The organism is Pseudomonas sp. GOM7, from assembly GCF_026723825.1.
In the GTDB taxonomy this organism is placed as follows: domain Bacteria; phylum Pseudomonadota; class Gammaproteobacteria; order Pseudomonadales; family Pseudomonadaceae; genus Aquipseudomonas.
In genome coordinates this window covers 479,389-491,151 of sequence record NZ_CP113519.1, presented here as the reverse complement: position 1 = coordinate 491,151, position 11,763 = coordinate 479,389, and the positions used below count along the sequence as shown (strand labels likewise).

9 protein-coding genes are annotated in these 11,763 nt (G+C 64.3%); all 9 read left to right on the top strand.

Annotation, left to right across the window (positions count from 1 at the left end; all coding sequences use genetic code 11):
• The first annotated feature begins 276 nt into the window (after positions 1–276).
• The 9 genes from OU800_RS02215 to dbpA all read left to right on the top strand — a co-directional run bounded on the left by OU800_RS02215 (position 277) and on the right by dbpA (position 11,656).
• On the top strand, positions 277–1,482 hold the full coding sequence (locus OU800_RS02215) for a quaternary amine ABC transporter ATP-binding protein (RefSeq protein ID WP_268180845.1): 1,206 nt from the start codon (positions 277–279) through the stop codon (positions 1,480–1,482).
• Positions 1,475–2,359, top strand: a complete 885-nt coding sequence (locus tag OU800_RS02210; protein WP_268180844.1) for an ABC transporter permease — start codon at positions 1,475–1,477, stop codon at positions 2,357–2,359. The genes OU800_RS02215 and OU800_RS02210 overlap by 8 nt, the downstream gene beginning before the upstream one ends.
• A 28-nt stretch (positions 2,360–2,387) precedes the next feature.
• Positions 2,388–3,332, top strand: a complete 945-nt coding sequence (locus tag OU800_RS02205; RefSeq protein WP_268180843.1) for a choline ABC transporter substrate-binding protein — start codon at positions 2,388–2,390, stop codon at positions 3,330–3,332.
• 210 nt (positions 3,333–3,542) lie between these two features.
• Complete coding sequence (locus OU800_RS02200) at positions 3,543–4,394, top strand: glycine betaine ABC transporter substrate-binding protein (protein WP_268180842.1); 852 nt, start codon at positions 3,543–3,545, stop codon at positions 4,392–4,394.
• 135 nt (positions 4,395–4,529) lie between these two features.
• Positions 4,530–5,120 (top strand): transcriptional regulator BetI, encoded by a 591-nt coding sequence (gene betI, locus OU800_RS02195; protein ID WP_268180840.1) that lies wholly within the window; start codon positions 4,530–4,532, stop codon positions 5,118–5,120.
• Positions 5,121–5,381: 261 nt separating this feature from the next.
• Positions 5,382–6,854, top strand: a complete 1,473-nt coding sequence (gene betB / locus OU800_RS02190) for a betaine-aldehyde dehydrogenase (protein WP_268180838.1) — start codon at positions 5,382–5,384, stop codon at positions 6,852–6,854.
• A gap of 95 nt (positions 6,855–6,949) precedes the next feature.
• Positions 6,950–8,641 carry a choline dehydrogenase gene (betA, locus tag OU800_RS02185; protein WP_268180836.1) on the top strand — a complete coding sequence of 564 codons (1,692 nt, stop codon included), beginning with the start codon at positions 6,950–6,952 and terminating at the stop codon, positions 8,639–8,641.
• Between the two features lie 175 nt (positions 8,642–8,816).
• A complete protein-coding gene (mdtD, locus tag OU800_RS02180) occupies positions 8,817–10,232 on the top strand; it encodes a multidrug transporter subunit MdtD (protein ID WP_268180834.1) in 1,416 nt (471 codons plus the stop codon).
• 50 nt (positions 10,233–10,282) lie between these two features.
• Positions 10,283–11,656, top strand: coding sequence for an ATP-dependent RNA helicase DbpA (gene dbpA / locus OU800_RS02175; protein WP_268180832.1), 1,374 nt, complete (start codon positions 10,283–10,285; stop codon positions 11,654–11,656).
• The last annotated feature ends 107 nt before the right edge of the window (positions 11,657–11,763 follow it).

The window sequence follows — 11,763 nt, the reverse complement described above, 5'->3', positions numbered from 1 at the left end:
GCCAGAGGGTTTGGAAAGCGGTTTGCAGCACGGCAAGGCAACCATCACTCATCGACACGATTCAACGGCGCGACGGACTGCAGTAGCAGCCGCCAGCGTGCCGACCGCGTGTGTTCGAGTATCAGCTCCCCGCCAGCGCAGCGAAACGTTCGCCAACCTCGACTTTCAGAAAACACCCACAGATATCAGAGGCCTGTCATAGCTGTTCTACGCTCAGATGACGCGTGCCCAGCCGTGCCGGCGCCGAAAGACTATCGCCTGAAGGGGAAACGTCCCATGCAGTCTGGAAAGATCGTGGTCGAGCACCTGTACAAGGTTTTCGGCTCCAACCCACAAGAAGCCATCGACCTGCTCAAGGAAGGCTGGAGCAAGGAGAAGATCCTTGCCGAGAAAGGCGCGGTGATTGGTGTCAGCGACGTGTCGTTCAGCGTCGAAGAGGGCGAGATATTCGTCCTCATGGGCCTGTCCGGCTCTGGTAAATCCACACTCATCCGCCTGATCAATCGCCTGGTCGAGCCCAGCGCCGGCGACGTCTACATCGACGGGCAGAACGTGGCCAAGCTGCCGCAGTCGCAATTGATCGATCTGCGCCGCCGCGACATGAGCATGGTCTTCCAGTCCTTCGCCCTGATGCCCTCGCGCAGTGTGCTGGACAATGCCGCCTTCGGCCTGGAAGTGGCCGGCGTCGGGCGCAAGGAACGCGAGCAACGCGCGATGGAAGTGCTCAAGCAGGTCGGCCTCGACACCTTCGCCCACAAATACCCGAACGAACTCTCCGGTGGCATGCAGCAGCGTGTCGGCCTGGCGCGCGCCCTGGCGGTGAACCCGTCGATGATCATCATGGACGAGGCCTTCTCCGCTCTCGACCCACTCAAGCGCCGCGAGATGCAGGACGTGCTGCTGGAGCTGCAGAAGACCCATCGCCGCACCATCATCTTCGTCTCCCACGACATCGAAGAGGCCATGCGCATCGGTAGCCGTATCGGCATCATGGAAGGCGGCCGGCTGATCCAGGTCGGCACCCCGCAGGAGCTGATCGAGAAGCCCGCCAACGAATACGTGCGCAACTTCTTCGATACCGTCGACACCAGCCGCTACCTCACTGCTGGCCAGCTCAAGGCCGACAGCGTGCCCACCTACGTGTACAACGGCAAGGCGCCGGATGCCACGCGCATCTGCAAGGAATTGCAGGCACTGGACAAGCACTATGCTTTCATCGTCGACGAGAACAATCACTTCCAGGGCTCCATCAGCCTGGAGAAGATCGCCCTGATGGTCGATGGCGACGAACCCCGGCCACTCGAGAACGACGCCCTCAAGCAGGTCATCCCGGTACCCGAAGACATGCCGCTGGAAGACGTCATCAGCCGCCTGGTGGACAACGAAGGGCCGATCCCGGTGGTGGACGCCGAAGGTCATTACTGCGGAGCCATCAGCAAGGGCCGTCTGCTGACCCGCCTGCAGGGAGAATCCTATGAATGACAGCAAACTCGACCTGGGTAGCTGGGTCAACGACGTCGTCCAGCACCTGCTGGACAACTACAGCGGTGTGTTCGACAACATCGGCAAGGTAGTCAGTGGCTTCTCCGAAGGCATCGAAAGCCTGCTGATGCTGCCGCCAGCCTGGTTGCTCATCGCCATTTTCGTCGGCCTTGGCCTGTGGCGCATTGGCGTGCGCTTCGCGGTCTTCACCGCAGTTGCGTTCATCCTCATCGTCATGACCGGTTTCTGGGAGCAGACGGTGGTGACCCTGGGGCTGACCTTCTCCTCGACGTTGATCAGCCTGCTGCTGGGCATCCCCCTGGGCATCTGGGCCGCGCGCAGCGAGCGCGTGGCCACCATCATCCGGCCGATTCTCGACTTCATGCAGACCATGCCGGCGTTCGTCTACCTGATCCCGGCCGCCATGCTCTTCGGCCTGGGCCGCGTGCCCGGCATCATCGCCACGGTGATCTTCGCCATGCCGCCGGCCGTGCGCCTGACCAGCCTGGGGATTCGCCAGGTGAACAAGGAGATCGTCGAGGCCGGCCAATCCTTCGGCTGCACCAGTCGCCAGTTGCTGTTCAAGGTGCAACTGCCCAACGCCATGCCGTCGATCATGGCCGGGGTCAACCAGACCATCATGATGGCCCTGTCCATGGTGATCATCGCCTCCATGGTCGGTGCTGGCGGTCTGGGTAACGACGTACTGGCGAGTATCCAGCGTCTGGATATCGGTCTAGGCTTCGAGAGCGGCATGGCCGTGGTGTTGCTGGCGATCATCCTCGACCGCATCACCGAGAGTTTCGGCACCAAGCAGCCTGCCAAGCGTGGCGTGTTCGCTTGGTTCAGCGGCAAGCTGCAGCGCCAGTCCACCTAATTCGTTTCACTTCACAGGGAACCGCAAGATGAAATCGTTCAAGACCACCGCCGCCATCGGCCTGCTGTCGTGCGCACTGATGCAGGGCGCCATGGCCGCAGAGCCGGCGAGCTGCAAGCAGGTGCGTTTCGCCGAGATCGGCTGGGCCGACATCGCCGCCACCACCGGCGTGGCCATGACCCTGACCGAAGGCCTGGGCTATCAGCCGCGCAAGATCATGGCATCGGTGCCCATCGCCTTTACGGGCGTGAAAAGTGGCCAGGTCGATGTATTCCTCGGTTACTGGGCCCCCTCGATGGACTCGGTGATCGAGCCCTTCCTCAAGAACGACGGGGTCAAGGTACTGCCCAAGGCCAACCTCGAAGGGGCCAAGTACACCCTGGCCGTGCCCACCTACGCTGCCGAGGCTGGCCTCAAGAGCTTCGAGGACATCGCCAAGTTCAAGGATCAACTGGGCGGCAAGATCTACGCCATCGAGCCGGGTAACGACGGCAACCTGCTGATCGACGGCATGATCAAGAAGAATCAGTTCGGCCTCGGCGACTTCCGCATGGTCGAGTCCAGCGAGGCCGGCATGCTGGTACAGGTGTCGCGCGCCATCAAGAAGAAGGAGCCGGTGGTCTTCCTTGGCTGGGCACCGCACCCGATGAACACCCAGTACGACATCACCTACCTGGCCGGTGGCGATGACGTGTTCGGCCCCGATTACGGCGCAGCCAAGGTCTACACCGTGGTACCGCCGGATTACGAAGCACGCTGCGAGAACGTCGGCAAACTGCTGAACAACCTGCAGTTCACCGTCGAAATGGAAAGCCAACTGATGGAGAAGGTACTGGAGAAGGAAAATCCGCAGGACGTCGCCAAGGCCTGGATCAAGGCCAACCCGGCGGTGCTGGACAAATGGCTGAGCGGCGTGACTACCTTCGATGGTCAGGATGGCATCGCCGCCGTGAAGAAATACGTCGGGCTGTAAGAAGCCACGACCCGATTCGGGCGCGTACCCCAGGGTGCGAGCCCGGAAACCTCCTCGCTTGACGCTAGCGGCCGATTTCCGGCCGTGACGGGGGAGACCTTGCCCGCGAACCCACAAACTGCTGCGCAACCGGGTTTCGCAAGGCCCGCAATGAGAACGAGCCAGTCAACGATTTTGCAACTGCCACTCAACTGACGGAGCATCAACAATATGCGCGTACTCAAACACCTCTGCCTTGGCGCTGCAGCCCTGGCCATCGGCATGGGCAGCGCCCTGGCTGCCGACAAACCCACTCTGAAGATCGGTTACGTGAATGGCTGGGACGATAGCGTCGCCGTCACCTATGTCGCCGGTGAAATCCTGCAAAGCAAACTCGGCTACAAGGTCGAGCTCAAGCCGGTCGAACCCGCCATCATGTGGCAGGGCGTGGCCCGCGGCGACCTCGATGTCACCCTCTCCGCCTGGCTGCCGGCCACCCACGGCGAGTACTACGAGAAGCTCAAGGACAAGGTGGAAATCCTCGGCACCAACTATGCGGGCGCCAAGATCGGCCTGATCGTGCCGGACTACGTGCAGGCCAAGAGCATCGAAGACCTGGAGAAATACGCCAAGGACTTCGACGGCAAGATCACCGGCATCGACGCCGGTGCCGGCGTGATGCGCCGCACCGAAGACGCCATCAAGCAATACAACCTGTCCAGCATCAAGCTGATGCCGAGTTCCGGCCCGGCCATGGCCACCGCCCTGACCCGCGCCGAGAAAGGCCAGAAGGCGATCGTGGTCACCGGCTGGATTCCGCACTGGATGTTCGCCAAGTGGAAACTGCGCTTCCTCGAAGATCCGAAGAAGGTCTTCGGTGACGACGAGCATGTCGACACCGTGGCCAACCCCGACCTGAAGACCAAGGCCGCCGACGCTGCTGCCTTCCTCAGCAAGATCTCCTGGAGCGGTGAGGAAGTCGGCTCGGTCATGCTCGCCATCCGCGAAGGCGCCAAGCCGGATCAGGCCGCCAAGGACTGGATCGCCAAGAACCCGGAGCGCGTGGAAAGCTGGCTGAAATAAGGTCATCCGGTATCCAGACGAAGCGGGCTGCGGCCCGCTTCGTCGTTTCTGCTGCCAGAACAAGCGCCTCGTTTAATTGATCAGGCGATCAAAAACCGCCTAGACTGCGCCCTCCTGTTTCCCATGGAGAGCCCCATGCCCAAGGTCGGCATGCAGCCCATTCGTCGTTCGCAACTGATCGCCGCCACCCTGGAAGCCGTTGACCAGGTCGGCATGGCCGATGCCAGCATCGCCTACATCGCCCGTCTGGCCGGTGTCTCCAATGGCATCATCAGCCACTACTTCAAGGACAAGAACGGCCTGCTCGAAGCCACCATGCGCCACCTCATGCAAGCGCTGCGCGATGCCGTGGCTGAACGCCGCCAGGAGCTGGTCGAGGACAGTCCGCGCGCCCATCTGCGCGCCATGATCGATGGCAACTTCGACGACAGCCAGGTCAGCGGCCCGGCGATGAAGACCTGGCTGGCATTCTGGGCCAGCAGCATGCACCAGCCAGCGCTACGGCGCCTGCAGCGGGTCAACGATCATCGCCTTTACTCCAATCTCTGCGGCCAGTTCCGTCGTACCCTGCCGCAGGATCAGGCGCGCCTTGCCGCCCGTGGCCTGGCCTCGCTGATCGATGGTCTCTGGCTACGCGGCGCGCTGTCCGGCGAAGCCTTCGACACCGAACAGGCGCGCCGCATCGCCTACGACTATCTCGACCTGCAGTTGGCCAAGGCGTCGTAGGGTGCGCTGTGCGCACCGCGTACAACTCCTTTCTCTGATCATTTAGATCGCTCGGTGCGCACAGCGCACCCTACGGACTGCTCTCCCTCTCGTATCAATCTCCGATGCCTGCGCCCAGGCGCTGACGTCCGCGCGCCGAATCATCCCAGATCGCACGCCATGTCGCGATTGACTGTGGGCTGTCGTTTTTATTGATTGATCGTTCAACTTAAATAAAATAGGCTGCTCTCCAAGCAGATAACCGAATGCAGAGGACAACCCATGCCCCGTTTCGCCGAACAGCAGCTCTACATCGGTGGCCAGTACGTCGCCGCAAGCAGTGGAGCCACCTTCGACAGCATCAACCCGGCCACCGGCGAGGTGCTGGCCAAGGTGCAATGCGCCAGCCAGGCAGACGTGGATCGCGCGGTGGCCAGCGCTACCGAGGGGCAGAAGGTGTGGGCGGCGATGACCGCCATGCAGCGCTCACGCATCCTGCGCAAGGCGGTGGATATCCTCCGTGCGCGCAACGATGAGCTGGCCGAGCTGGAAACCCTCGACACCGGCAAGCCCTTGAGCGAAACCCGCTACGTCGACATCGTCACCGGGGCCGACGTGCTGGAGTACTACGCCGGCCTGATCCCGGCCATCGAGGGCGAGCAGATTCCGCTGCGCGAAACCGCCTTCGCCTACACCCGTCGCGAACCGCTGGGCGTGGTCGCCGGCATCGGCGCCTGGAACTACCCGATCCAGATTGCCCTGTGGAAATCCGCACCGGCCCTGGCTGCCGGCAACGCGATGATCTTCAAGCCCAGCGAGGTCACCTCGCTGAGCGCGCTGAAACTGGCCGAGATCTACACCGAGGCTGGCCTGCCCGCCGGGGTGTTCAACGTGCTCACCGGCAGCGGCGCCGAAGTGGGCCAGTGGCTGACCGAGCATCCGGGCATCGAGAAGATTTCCTTCACCGGCGGCACCGTCACCGGCAAGAAGGTGATGGCCAGCGCCTCCAGCTCCAGTCTCAAGGAAGTGACCATGGAGCTGGGCGGCAAATCGCCCTTGATCATCTTCGAGGACGCCGACCTGGATCGCGCCGCCGACATCGCGCTGATGGCCAATTTCTACAGCTCCGGCCAGGTGTGCACCAACGGCACCCGCGTGTTCGTGCCGCGCATGCTGCAGGCGCGTTTCGAGAGCAAGGTGCTGGAGCGGGTCAAACGCATCCGCCTCGGCGACCCGCTGGATGACGCCACCAATTTCGGCCCGCTGGTGAGCTTCGCCCATATGGAGCGGGTGCTCGGTTACATCGAAAAAGGCCGCAGCGAAGGCGCGCGCCTGCTGATCGGCGGCGCGCGCGTTACCGAGGGCGACTACGCCAAGGGCGCCTACGTAGCGCCGACCGTGTTCACCGACTGCCGGGACGACATGACCATTACCCGCGAGGAGATCTTCGGCCCGGTGATGAGCATTCTGATCTACGACGACGAAGCGGAAGTGATCCGCCGCGCCAACGACACCACCTACGGCCTGGCCGCCGGTGTGGTGACCCGTGACCTGAACCGTGCACACCGGGTGATCCACAAGCTGGAAGCCGGCATCTGCTGGATCAACACCTGGGGCGAATCGCCAGCCGAGATGCCGGTGGGCGGCTACAAGCAGTCCGGCGTCGGCCGCGAAAACGGCCTGGTCACCCTCGGCCACTACACCCGCATCAAGTCGGTGCAACTGGAGATGGGCGATTACGCCTCGGTGTTCTGACGAAAACAGCCACAAGCGGCAAGAAAAACCAAAGCGGCACTTGCTTCTACTTGCAGCTTGAAGCTTGCCGCTTTCACCCGGAGGGTGCTGCTCTTATGGAATACGACTACATCATCATCGGTGCCGGCTCGGCCGGTAATGTCCTGGCCACCCGTCTGACCGAGGACGCAGACGTCAGCGTATTGCTGCTGGAAGCCGGTGGCCCTGACTATCGCCTGGATTTCCGCACCCAGATGCCCGCCGCCCTGGCCTTTCCGCTGCAGGGCCGGCGCTACAACTGGGCCTATGAAACCGACCCCGAGCCCTACATGAACAACCGCCGCATGGAATGCGGGCGCGGCAAGGGCCTGGGCGGCTCATCCTTGATCAACGGCATGTGCTACATCCGTGGCAACGCGCTGGATTTCGACAACTGGGCCAAGGCCAAGGGCCTGGAAGACTGGACCTACCACGACTGCCTGCCGTACTTCCGCAAGGCCGAGAGCCGCGACATCGGCCCCAACGACTACCACGGCGGCGACGGCCCGGTCAGCGTGACCACGCCCAAGGTCGGCAACAATCCGCTGTTCCACGCCATGGTCGAGGCTGGCGTGCAGGCCGGTTATCCGCGCACGGATGACCTCAACGGCTACCAGCAGGAAGGCTTCGGGCCGATGGATCGCACCGTGACCCCGGAAGGTCGCCGCGCCAGCACCGCCCGTGGCTACCTGGATCAGGCGCGGGCGCGGCCCAACCTGACCATCGTCACCCACGCCACAACCGACCGCATCCTGTTCGACGGCAAGCGCGCCAGCGGGGTGAGCTACCTGCTCGGCAAGGCCAATGACGCGACCATCGCTCACGCCCGTCGTGAAGTGCTGTTGTGTGCCGGCGCCATCGCCTCGCCGCAGATCCTCCAGCGCTCCGGCGTCGGCCCCGCCGCACTGCTGCGCGAGCTGGACATCGCCCTGGTGCACGAGCTGCCCGGCGTCGGCCAGAACCTGCAGGATCACCTGGAAATGTACCTGCAGTACGCCTGCACCCAGCCGGTGTCGCTGTACCCGGCGCTCAAGCTGCTCAACCAGCCCGGCATCGGCGCGCAGTGGCTGTTCGCCGGCAACGGCATCGGCGCCAGCAACCAGTTCGAGGCCGGTGGTTTCATCCGCACCCGCCCCGAGTTCGCCTGGCCCAATATCCAGTTCCACTTCCTGCCGGTGGCGATCAACTACAACGGCAGCAACGCGGTGAACGAGCACGGCTTCCAGGCCCATGTCGGCTCCATGCGCTCGCCCAGCCGAGGCCGTATCCAGCTCAAGTCCAAGAACCCGCGCCAGCACCCGAGCATTCTGTTCAACTACATGAGCCATGAGCAGGACTGGCAGGAATTCCGCGACGCCATCCGCATCACCCGCGAGATCATGGCGCAGCCAGCCCTCGACCCTTACCGTGGGCGCGAGATCAGCCCCGGCATCGACTGCCAGAGCGATGCCGAGCTGGACGCCTTCATCCGCGAACACGCCGAAACCGCCTTTCACCCATCCTGCTCGTGCAAGATGGGCGAGGACGACATGGCGGTGGTCGACGGCCAGGGTCGCGTACACGGTGTGCAGGGCCTGCGCGTGGTGGATGCCTCGATCATGCCGGAGATCATCACCGGCAACCTCAACGCCACCACCATCATGATGGCCGAGAAGATCGCCGACCGGATTCGCGGGCGCCAGCCGCTGCCACGCAGCACCGCGCCCTACTTCGTCGCTGGCGAGCGACCAGTGCGTGGGCAACCGCAGCGAGAAGTCTCGGCGGCCTGACAGTGGCGGGGGCACGTGCCCCCTATCGCGAATGAATTCGCTCCTACACGCAGGGCTCGTGCCGCTGGGGCAGGGGCGGTAGGAGCGAATTTATTCCCGCTGGCGTCGTCGAAGCAGAGCATTGCCCGTGATAATGGCGCACAGGCCATAGTCGCCAACCACTGCCGGACGCCTCATGCAGACCACCCTCCCTCAACTCGACCCACGCACCGCTCGCCTGTTGCCCTGGATCGTCGCCATCGCCTTCTTCATGCAGACGCTGGACGGCACCATCCTCAATACCGCCCTGCCGGCCATGGCCGCCGATCTCGGCGAGAACCCGCTGCGCATGCAGTCGGTGGTGATCGCCTACATGCTCACCGTGGCCCTGCTGATCCCCGCCTCGGGCTGGATCGCAGACCGCTTCGGCACCCGGCGCATCTTTTACGGCGCCATCGCCCTGTTCAGCCTCGGCTCGCTGCTGTGTGCGCTGTCCGACTCGCTCGCCATGCTGGTCGGCGCGCGGGTCATCCAGGGCCTCGGCGGCGCCCTGATGATGCCGGTGGGGCGTCTGGTGGTGCTGCGTGCCTACCCGCGAACCGAGCTGGTGCGAATCATGAGTTTCATCACCCTGCCTGGCTTGCTCGGTCCGCTGATCGGCCCCACCCTGGGTGGCTGGCTGGTGGAGGTGGCGAGCTGGCACTGGATCTTCCTGATCAACCTGCCGGTCGGCCTGCTCGGCTGCTGGGCGGCCATGCACTATATGCCGGATCTGCGCGGCTCACAGCGCAGCCGCTTCGATACCCAGGGCTTCCTGCTGTTCGGCGCCGCCATGCTGCTGATCACCATAGCCCTGGAAGGCCTCGGCGAGCTGAACCTGCCCACCCTGCGCGTGACCCTGCTGCTGGTCGGCGGCCTGGCCTGCCTGGCGGTGTACTGGCTGCGCGCGGCGCGCATCGCCGAGCCGCTGTTCTCGCCCAACCTGTTCGCCACCCGTACTTTTGCCACCGGCATCCTCGGCAACCTGTTCGCCCGCCTGGGCAGCGGCGCCCTGCCGTTTCTCACCCCACTGCTGCTGCAGGTGGCCATGGGCTACTCGCCGGCTCAGGCCGGCATGAGCCTGATTCCCCTGGCGCTGGCCGCCATGGCTGCCAAACCCCTGGCCAAGCCGTTGATAGACCGCCTCGGCTATCGCCGCATCCTGACCAGCAACACCCTGCTGCTCGGCGCCCTGATCGCCAGCCTGGCGCTGGTCGACAAGGACACCTCGATGCTGCAACTGATCGTGCAACTGAGCCTGATCGGTGCCTGCAACTCGCTGCAGTTCACCGCGATGAACACCGTCACCCTGATCGACCTGGGCAACGACGAAGCCAGCAGCGGCAACAGCCTGCTCTCGGTGGTGGTGCAATTGGCCATGGGCCTTGGGGTGGCTTCGGCGGCTGCGCTGCTCAGTGGTTTCAGCCGTGAATTGAGCGAGGTACAGCAGGCCTTCCAGGCCACCTACCTGTGCGTGGGGCTGCTGTCGATGCTGGCGGCGGCGATCTTTCTCCAGCTCGACCCGATGGATGGCCGGCGCAGCCGTCTGGTCGAGGTGCCACCGGAAGACTGAGGCGGCCTGCTACACTGCCGCCCCAATCCTTCCAGCCGGACACCCCAGTCGTGAGCGCCACCGCCTTTTCCAGCCTGCCCCTGTCCGCCGCCATGCAGGCCAATCTCGCCGCCCTCGGCTACAGCGAGATGACCGCCATCCAGGCCGCCAGCCTGCCGCTGATCCTCAAGGGCCGCGACCTGATCGCCCAGGCCAAGACCGGCAGCGGCAAGACCGCCGCCTTCGGCATCGGCCTGCTGCACCCGCTCAACCCGCGTTATTTCGGCTGCCAGGCGCTGGTGCTGTGCCCGACCCGCGAACTGGCCGACCAGGTGGCCAAGGAGTTACGCCGCCTGGCCCGCGCCGCCGACAACATCAAGGTGCTGACCCTCTGCGGTGGCGTGCCCTTCGGCCCGCAGATCGGCTCGCTGGAGCATGGCGCCCACGTCATCGTCGGCACGCCCGGGCGGGTGCAGGAACACCTGCGCAAGGGCACGCTGAAGGTGGACGGCCTCAACACCCTGGTGCTCGACGAGGCCGACCGCATGCTCGATATGGGCTTCATCGACAGCATCGCCGAGATCATCGAGCAGACCCCGGCGCGCCGCCAGACCCTGCTGTTCTCCGCCACCTATCCAGCCAGCATCGAACAGCTCGCCGCACGCTTTCTGCGCAGCCCGGAACGGGTGGAAGTGCAGGCTCTGCACGACGATGGGCAGATCGAGCAGCGCTTCTACGAGATTGCCCCAGCACAGCGCCTGGACGCCGTCGCGGCCCTCTTGCGGCACTTTCGCAAGCAGCCGGCGGTGGCCTTCTGCGCCACGCGCCAGCAGTGCAGCGAACTGGTGGAACGCCTGGAAGCCGAGAAGATTTCCGCCGCCGCGCTGCATGGTGACCTGGAGCAGCGCGAGCGCGACCAGGTGCTGGCGCTGTTCGCCGGGCGCAGCCTGAGCGTGCTGGTGGCTACCGACGTGGCCGCCCGTGGCCTGGATATTGCCGGGCTGGAACTGGTGATCAACGTCGAGCTGGCGCGTGACGCCGAGGTGCATATCCATCGCATCGGCCGCAGCGGTCGCGCGGGCGAGAAGGGTCTGGCGGTAAGCCTGGTGGCACCGGCCGAGGCAGGGCGCGCGCAAGCCATCGAAGCCCTGCAGGGTCAGACGCTGGCCTGGTATCCGCTGCCAGCGGACAACCCCGCCGTCAGCCTGCTGCCGCCGATGCACATGCTGTGCATCGGCGCCGGGCGCAAGGACAAGCTGCGCCCCGGCGACATTCTCGGTGCGCTGACCGGCGACGCCGGCCTGAGTGGCGAGCAGGTGGGCAAGATCGCCCTGTTCGAGCACCAGGCCTATGTCGCGGTACAACGCGACGCCGCGAAAAAAGCCTTGCAGCGCCTCACAGAAGGCAAAATCAAAGGCCGCTCGCTCAGGGTGCGCATGATCTAGCAGGCTGTTGAAAAACTACCTCGGCTTTGGCTTCCTGCGTCGCTCTACCTCCTGCATCCATGCAGTCGTGCGTTGCCATTGCTGCGTTAAAAACAGGCTCGTGCGCG

Coding starts and splice junctions, on each gene's coding strand:
- OU800_RS02215 (WP_268180845.1), top strand. CDS start 277: ATGCAGTCTGGAAAGATCGTGGTCGAGCACCTGTACAAGGTTTTCGGC.
- OU800_RS02210 (WP_268180844.1), top strand. CDS start 1,475: ATGAATGACAGCAAACTCGACCTGGGTAGCTGGGTCAACGACGTCGTC.
- OU800_RS02205 (WP_268180843.1), top strand. CDS start 2,388: ATGAAATCGTTCAAGACCACCGCCGCCATCGGCCTGCTGTCGTGCGCA.
- OU800_RS02200 (WP_268180842.1), top strand. CDS start 3,543: ATGCGCGTACTCAAACACCTCTGCCTTGGCGCTGCAGCCCTGGCCATC.
- betI (WP_268180840.1), top strand. CDS start 4,530: ATGCCCAAGGTCGGCATGCAGCCCATTCGTCGTTCGCAACTGATCGCC.
- betB (WP_268180838.1), top strand. CDS start 5,382: ATGCCCCGTTTCGCCGAACAGCAGCTCTACATCGGTGGCCAGTACGTC.
- betA (WP_268180836.1), top strand. CDS start 6,950: ATGGAATACGACTACATCATCATCGGTGCCGGCTCGGCCGGTAATGTC.
- mdtD (WP_268180834.1), top strand. CDS start 8,817: ATGCAGACCACCCTCCCTCAACTCGACCCACGCACCGCTCGCCTGTTG.